This window comes from Cognatiluteimonas sedimenti (assembly GCF_022808325.1).
GTDB lineage: Bacteria > Pseudomonadota > Gammaproteobacteria > Xanthomonadales > Xanthomonadaceae > Cognatiluteimonas > Cognatiluteimonas sedimenti.
Window position 1 is genome coordinate 462119 of sequence record NZ_JALGCL010000001.1, and the last position, 22464, is coordinate 484582.

The following is a 22464-nucleotide window of genomic DNA, read 5'->3' on the forward strand; positions in this document are numbered from 1 at the left end:
ACATCGGGAATGGCCCGACCTCCCGGCAGCCTGTTATAGAACCACTGATCTAACTCCCCGCTGATGCCCACTGCATCAGTGCATCCAGGAAGGCAGACCCATGACGCAACACAATCATCATCAAGATCATCAGACGCGTGGCGAGCAACCGCCGCATTCCCGCAGGGGTGCTGATGGCGACGTCCATGCCGGGCACGACAAGCATGCCGGCCACAGCGTGGCGAGTTTCCGCGACAAGTTCTGGCTCACGCTGCTGCTGACCATTCCCACTGTGATCTGGAGCGGAATGATCCAGCACTGGTTCGACTACACCGCACCACGGTTCCCGGGGTCGGTGTACATCCCGGCGATATTCGGCACGATCGTGTACTTCTACGGCGGCTCGCCGTTCCTCCGCGGCGGATACCACGAGCTGAGAAATCGCCTGCCCGGAATGATGACGCTGATCTCGCTGGCGATCACCGTCGCCTTCCTCTACAGCGCGTTGGTCACGCTCGGCGTTGTCGAGGGATTGGACCTGTGGTGGGAGCTGGCGACGCTGGTGGCGATCATGTTGCTTGGCCACTGGATCGAGATGCGTTCGATCAACCAGGCACAGGGCGCTCTCAAGGAGCTAGCAAAGCTGCTGCCTGACATGGCGGTTCGGTTGGATGAGGCCGGCAACACGAAGGAGGTCCCTGTCGCAGACCTGAAACGCGGCGACCTGCTGCTCATCAGGCCCGGCGCGAGTGTTCCTGCCGACGGCGTAGTGAAGGAAGGGACCAGTGCCGTCAACGAAGCCATGATCACCGGTGAGTCCAAGCCGATGGACAAGTCTGCCGGCGACCAGGTGATCGCCGGCACCGTCAACGGACAGGGCTCGCTGCGTATCGAGGTAACGGGAACCGGCGACGAGACCGCGCTCGCGGGCATCATGCGCCTCGTCGAGCAGGCGCAAACGTCTCGCTCGCGCGCCCAGGCCCTGGCGGACCGGGCGGCGTTCTACCTCACGATCATCGCCATCGTCTCCGCCGCCATCACCGCCATCGCCTGGCCACTCCTCGGTCGGCCGTGGAGCTTCACGATCGAGCGCGTCGTGACCGTGCTCGTGATCGCCTGCCCCCATGCGCTGGGCCTGGCCATCCCGCTGGTGACCGCCATCTCGACCACGATTGGCGCACGCAACGGCCTGCTCGTGCGCGATCGACGCGGCCTCGAAGAGGCTCGTCTCCTGGACACGGTGGTATTCGACAAGACCGGTACGCTCACCCTCGGGTCGCACCGCGTCGTGAAGACCACTGCCACCGATGGCCTCACCGACGACGAGGTGCTTCGCGTGGCCGCGTCCGTCCAGCGCGACGCCGAACATCCGATCGCGCAGGCGCTGATGACCAGTGCAAAGGAACACGGCATCGACATTCCGATGTCGCAAGGTTTCGAGTCCATGCCGGGACGCGGCGTGCGCGCAGTCGTCGAGGGGCGTCCGCTGCACGTTGGCGGACCGGGGCTCTTGAGGATGCTCGCCGTCGAACCGCCGGAGACACTGCGACGGGCCGCCGAAGCCGCGGCGGCCGATGGTCAGTCTGCAACCTATCTGGTGGAAGGTGACCGGGTGCTCGCCGTGTTTGCGATCGCTGATGCCATCCGTCCCGAATCCTTCGAGGCCGTCAAGCGTCTGCACGACGGCGGACTCGAGGTTGTCCTGCTGACTGGTGATTCCACGGCAGTCGGCAACGCGGTCGGGAAAGAGCTCAATATCGACACCGTCTTTGCGGAGGTATTGCCCGAGGACAAGGTGGCGAAGATCGAGGAGCTGCAGGCGCAGGGCAAGCGCGTTGCCATGGTGGGTGACGGCGTCAATGACGCGCCGGCGCTGCTCACGTCCGACGTCGGCATCGCCATCGGCACAGGGACGGACGTCGCGGTCGAGGCCGGCGACGTCGTACTCGTGCGCAGCGACCCGCGCGACGTGCCGGCGATCATCGAATTGAGCAAGGCGACCTATCGCAAGATGATCCAGAACCTGTGGTGGGCTGCCGGTTACAACGTTGTCGCCATTCCGTTGGCGGCTGGCGTTCTCGCCCCATGGGGGATCCTGCTGCAACCCGCGCTCGGGGCGGTGCTCATGTCGCTGAGTACCATTGTCGTGGCGATCAATGCGCAGCTCTTGCGCCGGGCCGTGCCGTCCCGATGAACATGACTTGGCGACATCTGTGACCACGCGTCGGCTTCTTGCGCTCAACGTGGGCTCGTCCACCCTCAAGGGCGCGTCCTATCTGTTCAACGCCGAGGGAACCGGCGCGCAGTCTCGTCTGGTCGAGCGCTCCCGGGCCGAGATCCCAGTCGGCATGGATGCGCAGGAGCGCCTTGCCACCTTGCTCGAGACATTGTCTGAGCCCGCACTCGGCCCCGACGTGGTGGTCCATCGGATCGTACATGGCGGTGACTTGCACGAGGCGCGCGAACTCGACGAAGACGTGCTCGCGAAACTGGATGCATTGGTGCCGTTCGCACCCCTGCACCAACCCGTAGCCCTTGCGTTCGCACGTGCCGCGCGTCTGCAATGGCCTCGAGCCCGCCAAGGCGTGGCCTTCGACACCGACTTCCACGCTTCACTCGCACCCTGGAGTCGGCGCCTGCCCATCCCGGAAACATGGGATGGGCTCGGCATCCGCCGCTACGGTTTTCACGGACTCGCCTTTGCCTCCGCGCTGCGAATCGTAGCCAGCCACGACGCCGGAATCCTGACGAGCCGCGCCGTCTTCGTCCATCTGGGGGGCGGCTGCAGCGTCTGCGCCGTCCAGGACGGCCAGAGCCGCGACACCACCATGGCGCTTACGCCGTTGGGTGGAATCCCGAGCCCTACCCGCTCCGGGGATCTCGATCCGGGTGTGTTGCTGTACCTGCTGCGGCACGCGCGTCTGGATGCGCAGGCCATTGAAGATCGCCTTTCCCGCACTGCAGGTCTTGCCGGAATCGCCGGGCATGGCGACATGCGCGTGCTGCTCGCCGATCCCAGCCCGCAGGCCCAGCTTGCCGTGGAGCTGTTTGCAGTCCGGATTGCGCAGTCGATCGCGGCCATGGCCACGGGAATCGGCGGACTCGACCATGTCGTCTTTTCCGGCGGCATCGGCCATCGCGCGCCGGTTCTGCGGGCTCGCATCGTCGCGCGCTTGAGCTGGCTCGGCCTGGCGCTGGCTCCTGCCGACAATGAGGTTGGAGCCGTGAGGATCCACAGCGGGATCGGACCGGTGATATGGAACGTCGCGATCGATGAGGAGCGCGAACTGGCTGAATCCGCGCTGGCCTGGTTCTAGCCCCGGCACAATCCCAGCGCCCGCTCAGGCGACGATCACTCGCCGATCAGTGGCGTCGTCAGCACTGCTGCGAATCCACCGCCGGGGGTACGCATGTTCGTGGTCTGGCCCTGATACAACCTGGCCGCGAACAGCAGCACACCCGCCTCGGACGCGAAGCAGCGCACATCCGCCTTGAGGGACTGGCCCCCATGCACGATCCGCATGCTCGGTGGCGAGAAGGCCTGTGCGATGTAGGTCGCCGACGCCATCGACTCCCACGTCCGCCGGGTGAGCTTGTCGCCCCGATAACTCCCGCGACTGCCGAACCCTGCTGCAGGCTTGAAGAAGTAGCCGTTGCGCGCTACCCACAGCGCATCCCGGTTTCCGGGCACCACTTCAACCGTGGGCGGGATCACCTGGGCCAGCAGGTCCGCCGAGCCCGCATCCACCCCGAACCCGCCGATCAAGGTCGGGTCTCCAAGCACCGCAAGGTTGCGCTTGTCGGCGAACAACGCGTGCGCACGTGGATGCGGGGTGAATGCGACGTTCCCCGCCAGGTAAGCCTGACGAAGGTTTGCATGCGAAGCTTCCTCGAGCGCGAAATCGGTCAACCGGTTGTAGACCATGTCGATCCGGCCATGGGCATCTGCAAGCCCGTCCGGGCCAAGGCTCAGTTCCTCGGGTGCGCGTATCACGCAGTCCACCCCATGCTCCTGGAATGCGTCCGCGTACAACTCGAACTCCGGGTAAAGGAACTGCTCCCGCGGGGCGCTGTCCACGATCGCCTGACGCGCAGGCGCGCGGCCGAACTGCTGCCGGGCATCGTCCAGCCAGGCGGCGACAGCCGCGTTGCGGGCCTTCGCCGTCGTTGTCCAGGTGGTCCACGCAGCCGGCGCGCAAGACCGCACGCCATTGAGCAGCACTGCATTGAGGAGCAACCCGCCCGGATTGGTGTTGATCTCGATAAGCCGCGGACCGTCGGCGGTCAAGTGAAAGTCCAGCCCCAGGACACCACCCGTTGAGCCCGGATCGTGTATTGCGACTTCGGGGGCCCATTGCAGGACGTGCTGGCGGTATCGCGGAGTGGCGGCGGCGTCGAAGACCGCCGCCGCGACTCGCCCCATGGCGTCCAACGCCGCGCGGTCAACGAACAGGGCGTAGGGTGAAAACAGGTTCGCGTGCACTTTTGGATCTGTCGTGAACGCAGGAAACACACCCCGAATCGACTCGTGCAGACCAAGGATGTCGACCACTTCGCATGCGCACCGCTGGTTGAGCAGCGCACCCACCAAGGTGGCGCAGTCGAGATCGCAGCCTGCCTGTGCAGTCATTATCGGGGTCCGGTCAACCACAACATGAATTGTGCTGCTGGATCGGCGGACATGGCACTGTTCCGAACGAGCAGAACACACAGCAGTCAACCGTCAGCGGGCGCAGTACTGTCCCGCAGTCGACGCACTCTGCTACTGCGCTCGGGCCATCGGCCTACTGCCCCTTCGCCAGCATTGCCTTCATCTGCGCGATCTCGGCCCGTTGCGAGATGACGATCTCCTGGCACAGCCGCAGGATCTCCGGGTCGCTCGACCTGGCCTGCTCGCACATCAGGATAGCGCCTGCGTGGTGCGGGATCATCGATCGCAGGAACTGGCGGTCGGTGACACCGGCCTGCTGCCGGATGCCGAACCAGCACCCGACCATGAGGACCACGGCGCCCCCAGCCAGCAAGGCATTGCGACGCTTGTTCGGATACATCCGCGCCATCAGCGCCAATTCGATGAGCAGCATCGGCGCGGCCATCAGCCCCGCCATGTAGGCCTGGTTGACGCTGTTGAAGACGTTCTCGAAGCGATTCACCATCGCGTACATGAGGATGTACATGGCGATGAACGACAACAACACCATCGCGATCAAACGCCCATAGTGCCCTTGCTTGCCCTGCATTTCTTCGTGCATGTGCTGCTGCATGACCCACCTCCTGTGTCGTTGAAGTAATAGCGTGGCGGCAATCCCGAAGGATCACCGCCCCGCTCGACCTACATCTTCTGCAAAGCCGTGAACTCCTCGCGGCTCAGGCTGCCGTTCCTGTCGGCATCAACCATGGACGCATGAGCGGCCATCGGATGCTTGACCAACTCTTCCTTGGACAGCTGGCCGTCCTTGTTCGTGTCGAGCGCATCGAACGCCTTGGCAATGTCGTCGGACCCTGTGGGGGTCGGCGCCGCGATATTCCCCGTCGGGGCTGCATGCGCATGGGCGTGCGATTGCGGGGATGCGATGGCGTTTCCGGTGGAAAACACCATGGTCAGCAGCAAAAGTGAAACCTGTTTCATCGATGAACTCCATTGGGGGAAAGCGAACCTAGTGACAGGAGCCGCTGCGTGCCGGTTCGGGGCGCGCAGAACTTTGCGGGGAAGATGCGTGGACACGGCCCAAACGCAAGGCGTTGGTCACGACCGAGACCGAGCTCAAGCTCATCGCCAGCGCGGCAATCATCGGACTCAGCAGCAGGCCGAACGCGGGGTACAGCACGCCGGCGGCCACCGGCACCCCGATCGCGTTGTAGAGGAAGGCGAAGCCAAGGTTCTGTTTCATGTTCGCCACGGTCTGCTCGGAGATCTCTCTCGCCTGCAGGATGCGCCGCAGATCGCCCTTGACCAGAGTCACCTGGGCGCTGGACATGGCGACGTCCGTGCCGCTGCCCATGGCAATACCGACGTCGGCGGCCGCAAGCGCGGGCGCGTCGTTGATGCCGTCGCCAGCCATCGCCACGCGCCGGCCTTCAGCCTTCAGGCGCTGGATGAGGGCGACCTTGTCCTGGGGGCGGACGCCGCCGTGCACCTCGTCGATGCCGAGCGTACGTCCGACGGCCTGGGCTGTCGCCTCGGCGTCGCCGGAGGCCATGACGATGCGCAACCCCTCGGCACGCAGTGCATTAAGTGCCGGCAAGGTCGACGCCTTGACCGGGTCGGCGACCGCGATGGTTCCGGCCAGGTGCCCGTCGACCGCCAGGAACATGACACTGGCGCCCTGCCCGCGCAGCCGATCCGCATCGTCCTGCAGCGGAGCGGGATTGGCGCCGGCCTCTGCCATCAGGGCGGCATTGCCCAAGGCCAGGGCCCGGCCTTCAACGTCGCCGCGCACACCCATGCCGGTGACGGAGTCGAACGCTTCAGCCGAAGACAACGGCAGCCCGCGGCGTCGGGCCTCGGCGACGATCGCCGCGGCCAGCGGATGCTCGCTCCCCTGTTCCAGGCTGGCGGCCAGGCGCAGCACTTCCGTCTCGTCGAATCCTGCGCTGGCAACCGCTTCACGGAAGGCCGGCCGTCCCTCCGTCAGGGTGCCGGTCTTGTCGACCACGAGCGTGTCGATCGTCCGCAGCCGCTCGATCGCTTCGGCATCGCGGAACAGCACGCCGGCATGCGCTGCACGGCCGGTCGCCACCATGATCGACATCGGCGTGGCCAGGCCCAGCGCGCACGGACAGGCGATGATCAGCACCGAGACCGCATTGAGTACCGCGTACGTCCAGGAAGGCTCCGGTCCGAACAGGCCCCAGCCCAAGAAGGTGGCCACCGCCGCGGCGAGCACCGCGAGCACGAACCAGAACGACACCTTGTCGGCCATGCGCTGCATCGGCGCCCGCGAACGCTGTGCCTGTGCGACCAGCTGCACGATCTGCGCCAGCACCGTGTCCGAACCGACCTTCTCGGCGCGGATGACCAGGCTACCGGTGCCATTGATGGTCGCGCCGATCGCCTTGTCGCCCGCGGTCTTCTCGACTGGGATGGGCTCGCCGGTGAGCATCGATTCATCGATGCTCGACCTGCCCTCTTCCACCACGCCATCCACCGGCACTTTCTCGCCCGGGCGGACGCGCAGGCGGTCGCCCACGTGTACATGCTCGAGCGGAATGTCGTCTTCGGTGCCGTTGGCATTGAGGCGGCGCGCGGTCTTCGGCGCGAGTCCGAGCAACGCCTTGATCGCGGCCGAGGTTTTCGAGCGCGCACGCAGCTCCAGGAGTTGTCCCAGCAGGGTCAGCGACACAATCACCGCGGCAGCTTCGAAGTAGACACCGACCCGGCCGTGCTCGCGGAACGAGGCCGGGAACAGGTCCGGCGCGATCGTGGCGACCACGCTGTAACCGAACGCCGCGGCCACGCCGATGCCGATCAGGGTGAACATGTTGGGGCTGCGGTTGCGGATCGACTGCACGCAGCGCTCGAAGAATGGCCAGCCGGCCCAGAGGACCACTGGCGCACTCAGGGCGAACTCAAGCCACGTCCGTGCAGGCGTCGTCAGTGCCGGAACGTAATGGCCGAACATGGCGAGCAACAGCACGGTGGCGCTCAGCGGCAACGTCCACCAGAAGCGGCGGCCGAAATCGCGCAGCTCCGGATTCTCTTCATCCTCCAGGCTCGGCATCTCGGGTTCGAGCGCCATGCCGCAGATCGGGCAGGTTCCGGGACCTTCCTGGCGGATCTCTGGGTGCATCGGGCAGGTGTAGATCGTGCCCGCCGTGGCCGGCGCAGCGGCGGCCGGCTCCTTGGACGGCGAGAGGTATTTCTCCGGATCTGCGATGAACTTCTCACGACAACGCGCCGAGCAGAAGTGGTACTCGCTACCGACGTGCTCGGCATGGTGCGGCGTCGTGGCCGGATCGACCTGCATGCCGCAGACCGGATCGGTCACCTTTGGAATGTCTGCCGACGCTTGCTGCTTTGTTGCACAGCAACTGTGGCCCGCGTGCTCGTGGTCGTGGCTGGTGTGGTTCGAAGCGTTCACGGCTGTTCCTCCACCAGGGCGTGCAGGATCGGGCAACGTTCCAGGGCGCCATGCCCCGGGCAGGCTGTGATCAGCGTTTGCAGGCCGTCGCGAATACGCGTCAGTTCGGTAAGCTTGGTCTCGACATCGGCCAGCTTCTCGGTCGCTGCCGTCTTCAGGCCGCCCATGTCGTCATCGCGGCGCCCGGAGAGCGCCAGGAGATCGCGGATCTCCTCCAGCGTGAATCCCAGCGCCTTGGCGCGGCGCACAAACTGAAGACGCCCCACGTCGCCCGACACATAGCTCCGGTAACCCGATGCCTGACGTGCAGGCTCAGGCAACAATCCCTGGCGTTCGTAATACCGCACGGTGTCGATGCTGACGCCGGCGCGTTGCGCGAGCTCGCCGATTTTCATGTGGACCTCAGGGCCTTGGCAGTGGTGAGGCCAGTAGTCTGTAGTCTGGACCATGGTCCAGAGTCAAGCCCTGGCTGCCAGAGATTCATTCGGTCTCCAAGTCCTGCGTGAGAAGAGATGTTTTCCCACTGAAGGAGCCGACACCATGACCACTAGGACCAACCTCGTCGCCGCGGTGCTGCTGATCGCGACCGTATTCGGGACATTTGCCTGTGCCCAGCAGCAGACCAAGGCATCGCCGCCCTTGTCGAGCCAGTCCAACGCGGCGTCGATGGAGATGCGCAAGGCCATGATGCAAGGCCAGTCGATGTCGATGCCGATGACCGGAGATGTCGACAAGGACTTCGCGACCATGATGACCATGCATCACCGCCAGGCGATCGCCATGATCGATGTTTACCTGCAGCATGGCGATGACGCCGAACTCAGGGCGCTGGCGCAGCACATGAAGCAGGCGCAGCAGAAGGAAATCATCGAAATGGCTCCGCACAAAAAATAGGCAAAGGCGCCTCGTAGCGGAAGTCCGACCACGAGGCGATTCACGACTATTGTGCTGCCATGGCCGCGCAGCTCTGGGCGCAACGTCGGCAGATCTCCGCGCAGTGCGTCATCTCGGGATCGGCCATGGCTTCGCAGTCGGCGGCACACTGATCGCACACCTGCGCGCAGGCCCCGCAGATCACGGGATGTACCGCGGACCCACGCAGCATCGCCGAAGCGCTGGTGGCACAGATATCGGCGCAACTTGTCAGCAATGCGATGTGCTCTGGCGCCGCGTGTTTACCTCCCTTTTCGAGGCAGTAATTGATCGTCTCCAGGCAGATCGCATGGCACTGCGTGCAGTTGTCGATGCAGTCGTTCATGGCTTGGGGCCGGTGTTCTGCGGAATGGTGCGTCATGTTGTTTTCCTTTCATGTCGAAAACGGGCGTAATGCGGCGCGCTCGCGTCACCGTCCCCGGTACAACTGGCCACTCAATGCTGTGCAAAGGTGGTGGCCTCCCCCTGTTGGCCGATGAGTTCCACCGTGTAGGGCTGCGCGCTTCCGTCAGGAACCTCCATGCCGGGTGATCCCAACGGCATACCGGGCAGCACCAGTCCTTTGGCGGCTGGTCGTTCCGCCAGCAATCGCTTGATATCCGCCGCCGGCACGTGGCCCTCGACGAAATAGCCGCCGATTTCGGCGGTGTGGCAGGAGCCCTTGCCCGCCGGGATGCCCAGCCGCGTCTTGATCAGGTCCAGGTTATCCACATCGTGGACCTCGACGCGGAACCCGTTTGCACGCATGCGCTCGACCCAAGCGCCGCAGCAGCCGCAACTGGCGTTCTTGGTGACCACCATCACTGGCCACTGCCCCTGCACGGCGGGCACCGGAACAGCCCCGAGCAGCGACCGTTGGTTTGTTGCGGGGCCCGGCGATTGCGGCGATCGCGTGCACGCGGTGCTCGCCGTAATGACAAGCGCGACGGCGGTGAGGAGAAATCGTCGTTGCATGTCCATCTCCCTCATGGCTGGAGCGGCTGGGAAACCCAGTCCACTTGTGTGATGAGCCAACCATTCGGCGCTTTTTTAAGGGTGAGCATTTCGCTGCTGAGCACGGCCACCGGTTCGCCGTGGTGCGTGGTTCGCACCTGACTCCGGCTGCCGACCATTGCGGTGTCGCCCATGGCCATGGAGCCAATGTCGACGGGCCGGATATCGGCATCCTTCAGGAAGGCGATGTCGTGATTGAGGTGACTGGCGGCGTAGGCCTCTCGCGACTGGGTCTCGCCGCCTTCATGGATGACTACCTCGGGTGCGAGTAGCGCCAGGACAACCTGGCGATCGCCGCGCTTGAGCGCCTCGTGGAACGCTTTGGCGGCCGATTCGGCGGCCGGCACGGCGTTCGCCGCCAATCCAGCCATGGAAATGGTCGACGCGGCCGGGTCCGATGCCTCATGGCCGGCGTCGCCTGCTTCGTGCGCATGACCGTCTTGTTCGCTTTCGCCATGGGATTCGCCGCCGCCAGCGTGTTCGTCCTCCATGCCGGCATGCATGTGGTCCTCGTCCTCCGCCGGCGGCTTGCCGCCGAGCGCCGCGTACTGCGTAGGGGTCATGCCGGGCAGCTTCTGGAGGAAGGCGACCATGTCCCAGATCTGATCGTCGGTATGGGTCTTCCCCCACGCCGGCATGGCCGACATCTTGATGCCGTGCTTGATGATCCAGAAGCTGCGTTTCGGGTCCTGGTTTGCGAGCGTCGTCAGATTCGGCGGCATCGGATAGAGCCCGGGCCGGATCTCGGTGTCCTCCACGCCGGGTGCCAGGTGGCAACCGGTGCACATGGCGCTGTAGTTCACGGCGCCGAGTCGAATACGTTGCGGATCCTCGAGGTTGGGTACGGCGACATCCACCATCCGCGCGCCGATGGAGTGTTCGCGCAGGTTGTCGATCAACATGCGGGTCGGTGCCCAGTGCGGATCGTCCGCACCGATGTTGTATAGGCCGGACCAGACGAAGCCGCCAATGCCGATGGCGAGCACGCCGATAGCGATGCCGGCAGCCAGTAGGTGACGCTGATGGTTCTTCATGGCAATGATCCCCATTGAAAGTGTCGTGTCAAAACCACAGGCGCAAGCCTGCGACGATGCGGGTGTCTTCGGTCGACTCGTGCTCTGCGCGGCGCAGGTCGGCCGTGCCGCCGAACGCACGCTCATGGACGATGCCGATGTAGGGCGCAAACCGGCGCGTGAACTCGTAACGCAGGCGCAAGCCGGCTTCGAACGTGCTCAGCCCGGAGCCAATGCCGCGGCGCGGATCGTCCTTCCCGTAGAGGTTCGCTTCGACCCGCTCCTGCAGGATCAGACGATTGGTGAACAGGGTTTCGTACTCGGCCTCCAGTCGGGCAGCCGTCTGCCCGCCCTGCCCCAGATAGGCGGTCGCGGCGACCTCGAACTTGTACGGCGCCAGTCCCATGACGCCAATGGCGGCAAAATCCTGGGCGCCGCCGGGTTTGAAATCGTGGCGCACGCCAGTGACCACATCCCACCAGGGACTGAAACTGTGGCCATACAGCACCTCGAGATCGGCCGATTCCAGGCGGCCATCGACCTGCTCGCCTTCGCTACGCAGCCACAGGCGATTGAGGTCGGTGCCGAACCAGGCTTGGCCTTCCCATGCGAGGCCCGTGCCCGGGTCGGCCGACCAACCTTCCAGGCGATCAAACAGGACGTAGGACTGGACCGTGTTGTCGTGGACAGGATGGTCGGCAGGCGGTGGCTCCGCGGCGGCTCGATCGGCATCGGTGAGCGCGGGGATCGGCGTACGCGGTTGCGTGGGCGCCGACATGTTCATGGCGCCGTGATCCATCGGCATCGTCATGCCACCCGTGTCCATCGTGCCCATGTCGTGCCCCATGGCGCTGTGGTCCATGGGCATGTCCTGCGTCGACGCGGCCGGCGGCGTTGCCTGCTCGACCGGTGCCTGCGTCACAGGCACTGACGCCGTCGGTTTCTTCTTCTGGTCTACGGACCGCTTGTCCGGGGAAGGTGCTGGCGCAGGCATGGGCATCTGCATGCCGGCATGGCCGGCGTGCTGTGCCAGCGCGGGGAGCGGCACCAGCAACGCACCCAGGACGGCGGCCAACGCGTAGTGGCATCCGGACGGTTTGAAGTCGCGCATGGTGTTCATTCCTCCACCCGTACCTGCCGCATCATTCCGGCTTCCATGTGGTAGAGCAGATGGCAGTGGTAGGCCCAGCTGCCCAGGGCGTCGGCGCGCACGCGGTAGCTTCGCTTGCTGCCTGGCGGCATGTCGATGGTGTGCTTGCGCAGGTGGAAATTGCCGCCTTCGTCCTCCAGGTCGCTCCACATGCCGTGCAGGTGGATCGGGTGGGTCATCATCGAATCGTTGACCAGCACGATCCGCAGGCGCTCGCCATAGTTGAAACGCAACGGTTCGGCATCGGAGAACTTCTTGCCGTCGAACCCCCAGGCGAACTTCTCCATGTGCCCGGTCAGGTGCAGCTCGACCTCGCGGCCAGGGTCCCGGCCGTCGGGATCCTCGAACGCGCTGCGCAGCATGGCGTAGCTCAGGACCGTGCGGCCGTTGTCGCGCAGGCCGATGCCGGGATCCTCGAGCTTCGGGGTCGGCGCCATCGTCTGCATGTCGACCAGGGGATTGCCGGTTTCACTGGCCGGGTGTTGCTGCATCGCCATGGCGCCCACGGCCATCCCGGGCATCGACGGCATGGCATGCGTCATGCCCGGCATCGAGGCCATGTCGTGCCCCTCGCTCATGCCGGACATGCCGCCATGGTCCATGCCACCCATCCCCATGTCGCCCATGCTCAGGATCGGCCGTGGGTCGACCGCCGGGATCGGCGCCCGCAGTCCCTCGCGCACGGCCAGGGTGCCGCTGACGTAGCCGGTGCGGCCCATGTCCTGGGCGAAAATGGTGAAGGCATCCTGGCCTGACGGTTCGACGATCACATCGAAGGTTTCGGCGGTCGCGATCCGGAACTCGTCGACCGTCACCGGATGCACATACTGGCCGTCGGCGGCGACCACGGTCATCTTCAATCCGGGGATGCGCACGTCGAAGTGGGTCATCGACGAGCCGTTGATGAAGCGCAGGCGGATCTTCTCGCCGGAACGGAACAGGCCGGTCCAGTTGCCCAGCGAGGTCGTGCCGTTCATCAGGTAGGTATAGGTGTTGCCGTTGACGTCCGACAGGTCGGTCGGCGTCATCCGCATCGAACCCCACATCCGGCGATCAGCAACGGTAGCGGCCAGCCCGTCGCGCTGCGTATCGTCGAAGAAGTCGCCGACAGTGCGCTTGGCGTAATTGTCGTAATCCGACATTTTCTTCAGGCGCGAGAACAGCGCGGTGGGATCCAGGTCCGTCCAGTCGGTCAGCATCACCACGTAATCGCGGTCGAAGGCGAACGGCTCCGGATCGATCGGATCGATCACCAATGGTCCGTAAAGGCCCGCCTGCTCCTGGAACGCCGAATGGCTGTGGTACCAGTAGGTGCCGGCCTGCCGGACCTGGAAGCGGTAGTGATAGGTCTCGCCCGGATGGATGCCGGCGAAGCTGAGGCCGGGGACCCCATCCATGTTTGCCGGCAGCAGGATCCCATGCCAGTGGATCGAGGTTTCGTGGCCGTGGATCGAGTTTGGCGGCAGCGCATTGGAGACCCGCAGGTTGACCGTCGTGCCCTCGCGCCAGCGCAGCAGCGGCGCTGGCAACGAACCGTTTACCGTGATGGCCGGGCGGGTGCGCCCGGTGAAGTTCACCGGCGTCTCGCCGATAGCCAGATCGAACTCGGTGCCAGCGAGGACAGTGAGCTGGCCGGGCGATTTCATCGCCCAGATGGCCTTGGGCCAGAGTCCGAGACCGGCGATTGCCCCGCCGGCCGCCAGGCCCTGGACGAAACGGCGCCTGGAAACCCCAGAGGGACCATTGGCCTTGCGGCCGGAGAAGTCGGATGACATGGAAACTCCGCGGAAAGCATCAGGCTCTGGACGAGCCTTACGGGGATCCCCGCCCGCACGGCGATACCGCGAGCGGACAGGGATGATCAGGCGCCAAGGGACGCCGAAGGGACGCTTAGCCGATGGGAGGTCGGATCAGATGCGGCAGCGCGGGGGCTGCATGGGACATCGGCAGCCGCCGGATCGCGAGATTGCGATTCGGAACGGGCGCAGCTCGCTGAAGCGAGGGGAGCGCCACGGCAGCGACGTGCGCGCACGCGCAGGTGCAAGCGCCGGATTTACAGCAGTCCGGAACAGGGGCCTTTCCTGACGGAAGAGGGCCACTGGGAACGTGCTGGGTGTCGGCGGCCGTTTGAGCGACCTGATGCTCGTGACACGGCATTCCGGTGCTCGCCACTTTGGGCGACGCTGCGTGCTCCGCCGTGGATACCTGATCAACATGCATGCGGGTGGCCGCCACCGCGCCCCCTACCCCATTCAGGATAAGGGCGATGCTGACAAGCACACGCAGCAAGGTCGGCCAAGCTTTCATCGGCTTACTCTATCCCACGTCTCGCCCTGGAGGGTACAGGCCGGATGAAGTCTGGATGACCTCAAGGGTTTGGGCCGACGATGCCGGCAACGTCTAGTTTGGAGCGTCGGTAACAGGCCCAAGGAAACGAGTATTTGCACAGGTTGCGCACCCTCTCGAGGTGCTTGGGATGAAAACATGGGGCGAATAGACTTTGAAGGCTGGAACACGCAGATCGATGATCTGAAGGAACTTAACGGCGCACCGGAAGTTCGAAGGCTCGGTCTGGAGTTCAAACAATTTCCAGGGCTGATAACAGCATCCAGGGCCGGCAATGTTGCCGCTTATTACCTGATCCTCCAAGAGGTCAGAAACCGGCTTGTATCCGGCGGTTTCGCTGTCACTGTCGTGCTAAGTACTGGAGAACGGCGAAGCATTGAAATGACCAGGGACTACGTCTTTGAGGATGGCAAGAACATTTCGGACTTGTTCTAGCAAGCCTCCTCGCCCTAGTACCCCAGGAGATGGGCGAAACTTTCGGTCTTCTGACACGCGACGGAATTTTTCGGCGCCTCGAGCAATTGTTCCCGGTCGCTGGGCGTCATGTCCGGCGAGTCCGCGAGCGCCATGAAGGCATCATTCCATGCCTGATGACATTGCAAAGCCGGCCGCCCCATTACAGCCGCGGTGAAAAGGGAACCTCCTGCGAGGATCAATACTCGGTGAGGATGACTGTGGCGAAGCCGAGCTGCTCCCGGATCGCGCGGTGGTGCCGGGCGAGGTCCGCAGCGACGTCGTCCAGCTTGGACTCGGGTTTGACTTCGATCACCGTCCAGCGATCGAATCCAAGGCGGACCAGCCAGGACGGCTGGTCCACGAACACCGCAAGCAGGTCCGGGGTGTAACGGCGCCGCAGGCCTTTTTCCTCGTCCCAGTAGGTCAGCGTGAACGGCTGGCTGTGCAAAGCGATCAGGCCAGGCGTACGCGTCAGCAACCTCGTGGCCCGAGCCTCAAGGCCGCTCTCGACATCGATGGACTGACTCGGGGGGCGCCACGGCACGCGACCGCAGAGATGACGTGCGTGCGAGAGCGGGATCTTGCGGGCGCACCAGGTAATGCGGGGGTCCGTGCTGGACGCCGCAGCTTTCGATTGATGATTCATGATGATTTCTCAGACAAAGGAATTGAGCCGATCGAAATCGGGCCGAGATTGACCATCGGTTAGATGTGCATGGGTGTTCCCCTTCCTGAAGAGGCGTCCATGTCGGATTCCGCGCGGCCTATCCGCCGCGGATCGCTCAGCCTTGAGCTACTCGACGAAGGTCTCCGGCAAGCGCGTGAATCTGCTTGCCGCGGCGGCGTCGAGGGACAGCCACCCTGGCCCATCCAAAGCGGCGGGCAAGTTAGACGCGGTCGAGAAAACGCATGCCTTTGCGGAGGCACGCCGGGTCATGGATGAGGCCCGAGATCCGGAGCGCGGGGCCCGGCAGCGGCCTGAGGGGCGGCTGGCGGCCGCGAATCTACGCCTATTTTTCGCGGGAACTGTCAACGGCGATGCGGCGCAAACGAGCGCGTCTAACTTTGTCGTGCCCAAATCCATGGTTCCGTTGATGCCCAGCTACGCGCAACGAGGGCACATGGAATCTTTATCCGATCGACTGGGCGCAGTCTTCGCGCTGGCGTATCAGCGTTGCACCGGCCAGACGTTGCCCGACGAATTGTCTGCCTCGCTCCAGCAGGAGCTTTGCCGGGGCCTCGGGCTGCGAACCCGCCGGAGCCTGGCGACATACCTTCGGCACTGGATGGGTTGGTGGCACGCCCAGAAGCGCAGTGGCTTGGCGGGAACGCCCGCCGCGATTGAGGCGTACATCGCCCATCAGGATAAGGAAGGGACTCTCCCTGCCTTGGTGGGGCCCCGCGTTTGGGCCATCGGGCGCGTGCTCGGGGTTTTGTCTTGGCCGGACCCGGCGGCCGAGCCCGTGGTGCGGCGCGTTCGGCGAGCATCCGGGTATGCAAACGAAACGCGCAAGCTCCAACCGCGCCTGGTTACTCCGCTGGGTTGGCAGCAGATTCAAGGAACTATTTCGCTGACCAACCAATATTCAGCTGAAGAGGTCAGAACACTCGCGGCGCTGTTGCTCTGCTATGAAACGATGGCTCGGAACGATCAGATCTTCGGCTTCAAATTTGAAGGAAAGTGGATCGTTCCTCCAGCAAGCCGAAATGACCTGTGCCGGCTACGCAAGGGGGGCATGATTCATCTTCAGCCCGACTCCAGAGGCAAGGGCAAACGCAGCGTGCATCTGTCGCAGGCGACCATGGCGTGGCTCGAACGTTCGATCCTCCTTTGGCCAGGCGAAGGCGGCCCACTCTTTCGCGCAAAGGGAGGAGGCGCATGGACTTCCGCAAGATGGAAACACGCGTTTCGGCGGTTCATGGAAGGGCAGCATCTACACGCCTATAGCCCCTCCTCGATGCGCCTGGGCAAGGCGCGAGATCTCCTGCAGCAAGGCGCTCATGTGCTCGATGTCCAGGAAGCTGCCGGATGGTGCGTAACGGGGCCCGTTCTTCGAATCCTTCCACGATCAGGCGGGGTCAACCTCAAGGGCGACCAAACCGAAGACGAAAACGCGTTCCGGGTGCCCGATCGGCTTCGAATGCCGAGAGACATGCACACCGGGGACCTGTTTGGCCACCTCGCCCATGGATAAAACCACACGACCTTCATGGAGGGAACCCGCCGTCGCAGCGGTCATTTCCGTCCGATGGCTCCTCCAACGGAGGCTCCCCGTCAGGACCCGGCTACTTCCCTATTCGTCGGGCCAGGTAAACCCGGTGCTGTACCGGAGGGGACCGAATCTGCACTGCTCAACCCACGAGGGGTGCCTGGATGGGGGCTCGAGCCCACAGGCCGGATCCGAGATCGCCATCGAGTCCAACTGCTCGATGGTCGGAAAATGTCGCGCGATGCCGACTGCGCGTCGCCTGGTCTGAAGAGGAAGCGACTTGTCCCGCGCTAGCTCAATCAGGAAGCCGCCCGCCCAGACCAGGGCCCTGGAACGTTCGTCTGGCATGGTCATCGGCTGGTCCTCTACGTGCGGTTCGGTCAGGGTTGGCTGGCACCGTCGCAGCGATTGCGACCCCCTGACGGCCCCAAGAACCAGGTTCGGAGATGGAGCTATGCCGCCTCGTCGTGGTCTTGGCCGACGTGGTCCGTGGGTGGGTCGGCTTGCCCCTCAGAACCTGTCGTTTCCCGACAAATGCCCCTCTGAAAGTGGCGCGCCCTTGCAGGGCATAGGTCAGCGCGACTTGGTCGAGCGGCAAAAATGGCCCAAAAAATCATGGGCTTATCAGTCGATTGCGGGGCGCGCCAAATTCAAAGGGGCCCCGACAGCTGGCGGGAACCCCTGCAGGTGCCAGGCGCCCTCCGGACTGAACATGTCGACTTTACCGGCGGGCGCGGATGACGGATGCGCGGCAGACATCTCGTTCCCTCGACGCCGAAGCGCGGCCCGGGAATGACCTGGATCAATGCCATGGGCCGCGGACAGGCCCACGATCCTGAGGATCGGGGACAATGGCCGGAGGTTCCCGTGCTCACGTTCCGGTACCGGAGGTTGCGTCCATGTCGCTGCACGACTTTTCCGGCCTGTTGCAGGCGGCGCGCACGCAAGCCGAGCCGCAACGCCTGCTGCTGGTGTTCGCATCGGCGGAGTTGCCGGCCGACGCGACGGCCGAGGAACGGCTTCGATTCGAACGTGGCGAAGGTGGCGCCCTGGCGCCGGCCCTGTGCGTCGACAAGTCGCCCGACGAGATCCGCGACTTCGCCGCGCTGGCCGAGGAGTCGCTGCTCACCGGAATCGACTGGGACATCCTGTTCGTCGCGGCGATGTCGGGACGCGGCGGCCATCCGCCCAGCAGCGACGAAGCAGCGCAGCCGCTGCAACTGATGGTCGAGGCGATCAAGGGCGGCAGGATCGGCGAGTTCCTCGCGGTCGACCGCCACGGTGAGCTGGTGCAGCTGGAACGCCAATGAGCCGCCGCCACCTGACCCGCGCCCGCCTTCCCCACGACCGCCCTTCCCTGCAGTGGAGCCAGCCATGAACACGCAGTCGCTACCCCTCGAGCCGCGCGGCCGTACCCGCCTGTGGGTGGCCTTCTGGATCTACGGCGTGTTGGTCAGCCAGGTTTTCTTCGGTGCGATCCTGTATTTCTACCGGCGGGTCGATGCCATGGTGCTGGCGCTGATGCTGGGGGCCTTCCTGCTGTACACGGCATGGATCATGCGCACCATCTGGGTGGATGCCCTCAACGTCAGGAACGACATGTGGGGCTACCTTGCGCGCTGGTTGACCGTGGCGTGGGCGCTCAACGCGGTCATGGTGTCGATATTCCTGTTCCTCGGGCACCTGGGCAAGGTCATCCTGCCCTTCTGAATCCGTGCCGGACGCCTCGCATCCGTGGTGCAAGACGTGAAAGGCCTCCGGCATCCGGACGGGCGACTGGCGCGGCTGCTGCCCGGCCTGGAGGAACTTTCCCCGGCCTACTTCGCGCTGGTGATGTCGACCGGCATCCTTTCCGTGGCCTCGTTCCGGCTCGGGATGGCGGCCGTCGCGCACGCGCTGTTCGCGCTCAACATCGCGTTCTACGTCGTGCTGTGGACCTTGTTCGCGCTGCGCCTGCTGTGGTTTCCGCGCGCGATGATGAGCGATATCGCCGACCACCTGCGTGGCCCGGGATTCTTCACCGTGGTCGTCGCCACCAGCGTGCTTGGCAGCCAGGTGCTGCTGCTCGGCCGCAACCTGGGGCTGGCGCTGGTGCTGTGGGGCCTGGCAATCGTGCTGTGGACTGGCCTGACGTACGCGATCTTCACCATCCTCACCGTCAAGCGCAGCAAGCCTCCGCTGGAACGCGGCATCAACGGCGGCTGGCTGCTGGCGGTTGTGGCGACGCAGTCGGTCGCGGTGCTGGGCGCGCTGCTGGCCGCGCACGTCGGCCAGCCGTGGAAGCTGGAAATGAACTTCTTCGCGCTGTCGATGTGGCTGTGGGGCGGGATGCTCTACATCTGGATGATGTCGCTCATCTTCTATCGCTACGCCTTCTTTACCTTCGAGCCCGGCGACCTGTCGCCGCCGTACTGGATCAACATGGGCGCCATGGCGATCTCGGCGCTGGCAGGGGCCCTGCTGATCGCAAACGTCGCGCACGCGCCGTTCCTGCAATCGCTGCAGCCGTTCATAAAGGGCTTCACGGTGTTCTATTGGGCCACGGGTACCTGGTGGATCCCGATGCTGCTGGTGCTGGCGCTGTGGCGGCACGTGTACCGGCGGTTCCCGTTGCGCTACGACCCGCTGTACTGGGGTGCGGTGTTCCCGCTGGGCATGTATGCGGCCGCGACGCACGCGATGTTGGGGGCGCTGGGATTCGCGTTCCTGGGGTGGCTGCCGTGGGTGTTCCTGGTGCTGGGCCTCGGCGCGTGGATGGGTGCGTTCGTCGGCATGTTGCGCGCGGCATCGCGGGCGCTTTCCGCCGTTCGCCAACCTTCGCCCGGATGAGGCCACCGGACCAGCCTTGCCTGGTCGATGACAGCCGTGCCCGGCACGCGGGAGAGACGGCGGCCAAGTCATGTCCGCACGGGGCCAGCCGATGCGCGGCGGCCTCCTGCCCTGCCCCTTTCGCCAGGCCGAACGACCGGTCGGATGCACGCCCGTGAGGCTCAGCGCCGCGTGCCGACCGGCACCTGCGCGGCCACGGCCGCATCGATGATCTCCGGCAGGTCGGTCTCGCGGCCGATCTGCGGAAAGTGCGCGCGCTCCATGCGACGGATCGCGTAGTGCATCCACGCCAGCGCCGCGGCCACCACGACGAAAAGCAGCATGAAGCAGCTGGTCCAGACCCCGGTCAGGTCGTTCATGGCGCCGAATGCGATCGGCAGCAGGAAGCCACCCAGCCCCCCGATCATTCCGACCACGCCGCCCACCGCGCCCACGTGCGCCGGGTAATAGACCGGGATGTGCTTGTACACGGCAGCCTTGCCCAGCGACATGAAGAAGCCCAGCACGAACACCAGCACGGTGAAGGGAACCAGTCCGATCGCCAGGTCGAAGCCGATGTCGCCGTCGATGCCCCTGACCACGTAGTGCGTATCCGGATAGGACAGCAGGAACGTGCACAGGCTCGAAACGCCGAACGTCCAGTACATCACCACGCGGGCGCCGAATCGGTCGGAGAGCCAGCCGCCGACGATGCGGAACAGGCTCGCGGGGATCGAGTAGGCGGCGGCGACCAGGCCCGCCGTCCTGACGTCCAGCCCGTAGGCGCCGGTGAGGTAGTGCGGCAGCCACAGTGCCAGCGACACGAACCCGCCGAACACGAAGAAGTAGTACAGCGAGAAGCGCCAGACCTGGATGTTCTTCAGCGGTTGCATCTGTTCGCGGAACGACATCGGCCTGGCGCCGGTCCTGCGCCGCTGCGCCAGCGACGGATCGTCCTGGCCGAGCAGGTAGAACAGCACCGCGACGACCGCCAGCCCGACCGCCCAGACCTTGGCCACCATCGCCCAGCCCGCCGCCACCATCACCATCGGCGCCAGCAGCTTGGTTACCGCGGCGCCGACGTTGCCGGCGCCGAAGATTCCCAGCGCGGTGCCTTGCCGGCCCGGCGGGAACCATTTCGAGACATAGGCCACGCCGACCGAAAACGAGCCGCCCGCCAGGCCGACGAACAGCGCAGCAAGCATGAACTGCCGATAGGTATGGGCCCAGGTCAGCGCCCACGTTGCCACGGCGGCAGCCAGCATCACGAGGGTGAGCACGCGGCGACCGCCGTATTGCTCCGCCCAGATGCCCAGGAACAGGCGCGTCAATGACCCGGTCAGGATCGGCGTGGCGATCAGCAGTCCGAACGCGGTCTCGTTGAGGCCAAGGTCCTGCTTGACCTGGATGCCGATGATCGAAAATATCGTCCACACCGCGAAGCACACGGTGAAGGCGAAGGTGCTGAGCCACAACGCGCGCTGTTGCTGCGCCGGCGAGGCAATGTCGGAATCCTGCATGGTCTTCGCTTCGCTCGTGGGGTCGCGGATGGCCCGGCGTCGGCGCGGGCCGCCTTCGTCGCGCGCGGCCGTCGTCAGCCCGCAGCGGCCTCGATTTCCTCCAGCCCGCGCACGCCGTGGCGCTGCTGCAGTTCCAGCAGGTAGTGCTGCAGCTCGCGCTGCTGTACCTGCAACTCCAGGTAGTCGGAAATCCGCTCGCGCACGGCGCCGAAGTCCTGCGCCTCGCCGGATGCGGCTTCCTTGACCTCCACCACGTGGTAGCCCCAGCGCGATTCGACCGGGTACGCCGCCAACCCGACGCGCAGGCGGAAGACCTGCCGCTCGAATTCCGGCGTGGTCTGCCCGCGCTCGAGCCAGCCGAGCTCGCCGCCCTGCTCTCTCGACGGGCAGTGCGAATGGCGCATGGCGAAGTCGGCGAACAACGCCGGGTTTGCCTGCAGTTCCGCGATCATGCGTTCGCACTCGCTGCGCGCCTTGAAGCGGCCATCGACGTCGTCGGCCGGCGCGGCAAGCAGGATGTGGCTCGCGCGGACGCGGTCCGGCGAGCGGAAGCGCTCGCGGTTCTGTTCGAAGTAACGTCGGCAGTCTTCCTCGGTGGGGACGCGGCGCTCGAGCTCGCGTTCCAGCAGGATGCGGATCGCCGCCTCTTCGGCTGTCTCGCGACCGATCGGAGCGGCAGTTCCGGCCAGCCCCAGGCGCTCGACTTCGCGCCGGAGCAACTCGCGCACCACCAGCGCCCGAGCGGCGTCGGCGCGGGACCGCTCGGGCCTGGACGCGCGATGGTGCTGCATCTCGCGCGCGATGTCGGCTTCGCTGATCGCGGTGTCGGCGACGAAAAGCATGCAGGGCGCCGGCTGGCCGAGGCTGCGCGGGCCGTCACCGTCGCTGCCGTGGTGGTGGTGGGCGTCCTCGGGGACCGGTTTGTCGGAGTCGATCACCGTGATCGGCAGCACCCGTTGCGTCTGCGCAGCCATC

23 protein-coding genes and 1 pseudogene are annotated in these 22464 nt (G+C 65.1%); 8 read left to right on the forward strand and 16 right to left on the reverse strand.

Features of this window, described 5'->3' with window-relative positions; genetic code table 11:
- Positions 1-100: 100 nt before the first annotated feature.
- Both MQC88_RS02265 and MQC88_RS02270 read left to right on the forward strand, forming a co-directional pair.
- On the forward strand, positions 101-2173 hold the full coding sequence (locus MQC88_RS02265) for a heavy metal translocating P-type ATPase (protein ID WP_243318845.1): 2073 nt from the start codon (positions 101-103) through the stop codon (positions 2171-2173).
- 19 nt (positions 2174-2192) lie between these two features.
- Positions 2193-3296: a hypothetical protein gene (locus MQC88_RS02270; protein WP_243318847.1), complete on the forward strand. Its 1104-nt coding sequence runs from the start codon at positions 2193-2195 to the stop codon at positions 3294-3296.
- Between the two features lie 35 nt (positions 3297-3331).
- Here MQC88_RS02270 and MQC88_RS02275 read toward each other — a convergent pair whose 3' ends face one another.
- The 6 genes and pseudogenes from MQC88_RS02275 to MQC88_RS02295 all read right to left on the reverse strand — a co-directional run bounded on the left by MQC88_RS02275 (position 3332) and on the right by MQC88_RS02295 (position 8455).
- A complete protein-coding gene (locus MQC88_RS02275) occupies positions 3332-4609 on the reverse strand; it encodes a hypothetical protein (protein ID WP_243318848.1) in 1278 nt (425 codons plus the stop codon).
- 13 nt (positions 4610-4622) lie between these two features.
- Positions 4623-4742, reverse strand: a pseudogene (locus MQC88_RS13030) (GDCCVxC domain-containing (seleno)protein); the annotation flags it as partial.
- Between the two features lie 21 nt (positions 4743-4763).
- On the reverse strand, positions 4764-5243 hold the full coding sequence (locus MQC88_RS02280; protein WP_243318851.1) for a DUF305 domain-containing protein: 480 nt from the start codon (positions 5241-5243) through the stop codon (positions 4764-4766).
- 68 nt (positions 5244-5311) lie between these two features.
- Entirely contained in the window at positions 5312-5608 is a 297-nt protein-coding gene (locus MQC88_RS02285) for an EF-hand domain-containing protein (protein ID WP_243318852.1), read from the reverse strand.
- Positions 5609-5636: 28 nt separating this feature from the next.
- Positions 5637-8060 carry a heavy metal translocating P-type ATPase gene (locus tag MQC88_RS02290; RefSeq protein ID WP_425491525.1) on the reverse strand — a complete coding sequence of 808 codons (2424 nt, stop codon included), beginning with the start codon at positions 8058-8060 and terminating at the stop codon, positions 5637-5639.
- Positions 8057-8455, reverse strand: a complete 399-nt coding sequence (locus MQC88_RS02295; RefSeq protein ID WP_243318854.1) for a heavy metal-responsive transcriptional regulator — start codon at positions 8453-8455, stop codon at positions 8057-8059. Before MQC88_RS02295 ends, MQC88_RS02290 begins: the two co-directional genes overlap by 4 nt.
- A gap of 145 nt (positions 8456-8600) precedes the next feature.
- Here MQC88_RS02295 and MQC88_RS02300 point away from each other — a divergent pair, with 145 nt between their 5' ends.
- Entirely contained in the window at positions 8601-8954 is a 354-nt protein-coding gene (locus MQC88_RS02300; protein ID WP_243318856.1) for a DUF305 domain-containing protein, read from the forward strand.
- 46 nt (positions 8955-9000) lie between these two features.
- Here the strand turns inward: MQC88_RS02300 and MQC88_RS02305 are convergent, their stop codons facing one another.
- The 6 genes from MQC88_RS02305 to MQC88_RS13105 all read right to left on the reverse strand — a co-directional run bounded on the left by MQC88_RS02305 (position 9001) and on the right by MQC88_RS13105 (position 14456).
- The gene (locus MQC88_RS02305; RefSeq protein ID WP_243318858.1) at positions 9001-9354 is read right to left on the reverse strand and encodes a four-helix bundle copper-binding protein; all 354 of its coding nucleotides are present in this window, start codon (positions 9352-9354) and stop codon (positions 9001-9003) included.
- A 74-nt stretch (positions 9355-9428) separates the two neighbouring features.
- Positions 9429-9947, reverse strand: coding sequence for a DUF411 domain-containing protein (locus tag MQC88_RS02310; RefSeq protein ID WP_425491582.1), 519 nt, complete (start codon positions 9945-9947; stop codon positions 9429-9431).
- Positions 9948-9958: 11 nt separating this feature from the next.
- Positions 9959-11020 (reverse strand): c-type cytochrome, encoded by a 1062-nt coding sequence (locus MQC88_RS02315; RefSeq protein ID WP_243318860.1) that lies wholly within the window; start codon positions 11018-11020, stop codon positions 9959-9961.
- A gap of 28 nt (positions 11021-11048) precedes the next feature.
- A complete protein-coding gene (locus tag MQC88_RS02320) occupies positions 11049-12110 on the reverse strand; it encodes a copper resistance protein B (protein ID WP_425491583.1) in 1062 nt (353 codons plus the stop codon).
- A gap of 5 nt (positions 12111-12115) precedes the next feature.
- Complete coding sequence (locus MQC88_RS02325) at positions 12116-13924, reverse strand: copper resistance system multicopper oxidase (protein WP_243318866.1); 1809 nt, start codon at positions 13922-13924, stop codon at positions 12116-12118.
- Between the two features lie 115 nt (positions 13925-14039).
- Positions 14040-14456 carry a CopL family metal-binding regulatory protein gene (locus tag MQC88_RS13105; RefSeq protein WP_425491527.1) on the reverse strand — a complete coding sequence of 139 codons (417 nt, stop codon included), beginning with the start codon at positions 14454-14456 and terminating at the stop codon, positions 14040-14042.
- 177 nt (positions 14457-14633) lie between these two features.
- On the opposite strand from MQC88_RS13105, the gene MQC88_RS02330 reads away from it, so the two are divergent.
- Positions 14634-14930: a hypothetical protein gene (locus MQC88_RS02330; RefSeq protein ID WP_243318868.1), complete on the forward strand. Its 297-nt coding sequence runs from the start codon at positions 14634-14636 to the stop codon at positions 14928-14930.
- A 217-nt stretch (positions 14931-15147) separates the two neighbouring features.
- Here MQC88_RS02330 and MQC88_RS02335 read toward each other — a convergent pair whose 3' ends face one another.
- Positions 15148-15597, reverse strand: a complete 450-nt coding sequence (locus tag MQC88_RS02335) for a Tn7 transposase TnsA N-terminal domain-containing protein (RefSeq protein ID WP_243318870.1) — start codon at positions 15595-15597, stop codon at positions 15148-15150.
- Between the two features lie 142 nt (positions 15598-15739).
- Here MQC88_RS02335 and MQC88_RS02340 point away from each other — a divergent pair, with 142 nt between their 5' ends.
- Positions 15740-17146 (forward strand): hypothetical protein, encoded by a 1407-nt coding sequence (locus tag MQC88_RS02340; protein ID WP_243318871.1) that lies wholly within the window; start codon positions 15740-15742, stop codon positions 17144-17146.
- Positions 17147-17245: 99 nt separating this feature from the next.
- Here the strand turns inward: MQC88_RS02340 and MQC88_RS13035 are convergent, their stop codons facing one another.
- The gene (locus MQC88_RS13035; protein ID WP_315857054.1) at positions 17246-17515 is read right to left on the reverse strand and encodes a BPSL0761 family protein; all 270 of its coding nucleotides are present in this window, start codon (positions 17513-17515) and stop codon (positions 17246-17248) included.
- 545 nt (positions 17516-18060) lie between these two features.
- On the opposite strand from MQC88_RS13035, the gene MQC88_RS02345 reads away from it, so the two are divergent.
- The 3 genes from MQC88_RS02345 (at position 18061) to MQC88_RS02355 (ending at position 19990) form a co-directional block, all read left to right on the forward strand.
- On the forward strand, positions 18061-18471 hold the full coding sequence (locus MQC88_RS02345) for a ribonucleotide reductase subunit alpha (RefSeq protein ID WP_243318874.1): 411 nt from the start codon (positions 18061-18063) through the stop codon (positions 18469-18471).
- A 64-nt stretch (positions 18472-18535) separates the two neighbouring features.
- Positions 18536-18871 (forward strand): hypothetical protein, encoded by a 336-nt coding sequence (locus MQC88_RS02350; RefSeq protein ID WP_243318876.1) that lies wholly within the window; start codon positions 18536-18538, stop codon positions 18869-18871.
- Positions 18872-18907: 36 nt separating this feature from the next.
- Positions 18908-19990, forward strand: a complete 1083-nt coding sequence (locus MQC88_RS02355) for a tellurite resistance/C4-dicarboxylate transporter family protein (protein ID WP_243318879.1) — start codon at positions 18908-18910, stop codon at positions 19988-19990.
- A 161-nt stretch (positions 19991-20151) separates the two neighbouring features.
- On the opposite strand, the gene MQC88_RS02360 is transcribed toward MQC88_RS02355, so the two are convergent.
- Together MQC88_RS02360 and MQC88_RS02365 are read right to left on the reverse strand one after the other, a co-directional pair.
- Entirely contained in the window at positions 20152-21489 is a 1338-nt protein-coding gene (locus MQC88_RS02360) for an MFS transporter (RefSeq protein WP_243318881.1), read from the reverse strand.
- Between the two features lie 74 nt (positions 21490-21563).
- Complete coding sequence (locus tag MQC88_RS02365; protein ID WP_243318883.1) at positions 21564-22463, reverse strand: peptidylprolyl isomerase; 900 nt, start codon at positions 22461-22463, stop codon at positions 21564-21566.
- Position 22464: the final 1 nt, after the last annotated feature.

Bases quoted from the DNA above. Each gene is read 5' to 3' on its own strand.
- MQC88_RS02265 (WP_243318845.1), top strand. From the start codon at position 101: ATGACGCAACACAATCATCATCAAGATCATCAGACGCGTGGCGAGCAA.
- MQC88_RS02275 (WP_243318848.1), bottom strand. From the start codon at position 4,609: ATGACTGCACAGGCAGGCTGCGATCTCGACTGCGCCACCTTGGTGGGT.
- MQC88_RS02280 (WP_243318851.1), bottom strand. From the start codon at position 5,243: ATGCAGCAGCACATGCACGAAGAAATGCAGGGCAAGCAAGGGCACTAT.
- MQC88_RS02285 (WP_243318852.1), bottom strand. From the start codon at position 5,608: ATGAAACAGGTTTCACTTTTGCTGCTGACCATGGTGTTTTCCACCGGA.
- MQC88_RS02295 (WP_243318854.1), bottom strand. From the start codon at position 8,455: ATGAAAATCGGCGAGCTCGCGCAACGCGCCGGCGTCAGCATCGACACC.
- MQC88_RS02300 (WP_243318856.1), top strand. From the start codon at position 8,601: ATGACCACTAGGACCAACCTCGTCGCCGCGGTGCTGCTGATCGCGACC.
- MQC88_RS02305 (WP_243318858.1), bottom strand. From the start codon at position 9,354: ATGACGCACCATTCCGCAGAACACCGGCCCCAAGCCATGAACGACTGC.
- MQC88_RS02310 (WP_425491582.1), bottom strand. From the start codon at position 9,947: ATGCAACGACGATTTCTCCTCACCGCCGTCGCGCTTGTCATTACGGCG.
- MQC88_RS02315 (WP_243318860.1), bottom strand. From the start codon at position 11,020: ATGAAGAACCATCAGCGTCACCTACTGGCTGCCGGCATCGCTATCGGC.
- MQC88_RS02320 (WP_425491583.1), bottom strand. From the start codon at position 12,110: ATGCGCGACTTCAAACCGTCCGGATGCCACTACGCGTTGGCCGCCGTC.
- MQC88_RS02325 (WP_243318866.1), bottom strand. From the start codon at position 13,924: ATGTCATCCGACTTCTCCGGCCGCAAGGCCAATGGTCCCTCTGGGGTT.
- MQC88_RS13105 (WP_425491527.1), bottom strand. From the start codon at position 14,456: ATGAAAGCTTGGCCGACCTTGCTGCGTGTGCTTGTCAGCATCGCCCTT.
- MQC88_RS02330 (WP_243318868.1), top strand. From the start codon at position 14,634: ATGGGGCGAATAGACTTTGAAGGCTGGAACACGCAGATCGATGATCTG.
- MQC88_RS02335 (WP_243318870.1), bottom strand. From the start codon at position 15,597: ATGAATCATCAATCGAAAGCTGCGGCGTCCAGCACGGACCCCCGCATT.
- MQC88_RS13035 (WP_315857054.1), bottom strand. From the start codon at position 17,515: ATGACCATGCCAGACGAACGTTCCAGGGCCCTGGTCTGGGCGGGCGGC.
- MQC88_RS02345 (WP_243318874.1), top strand. From the start codon at position 18,061: ATGTCGCTGCACGACTTTTCCGGCCTGTTGCAGGCGGCGCGCACGCAA.
- MQC88_RS02350 (WP_243318876.1), top strand. From the start codon at position 18,536: ATGAACACGCAGTCGCTACCCCTCGAGCCGCGCGGCCGTACCCGCCTG.
- MQC88_RS02360 (WP_243318881.1), bottom strand. From the start codon at position 21,489: ATGCAGGATTCCGACATTGCCTCGCCGGCGCAGCAACAGCGCGCGTTG.
- MQC88_RS02365 (WP_243318883.1), bottom strand. From the start codon at position 22,463: ATGGCTGCGCAGACGCAACGGGTGCTGCCGATCACGGTGATCGACTCC.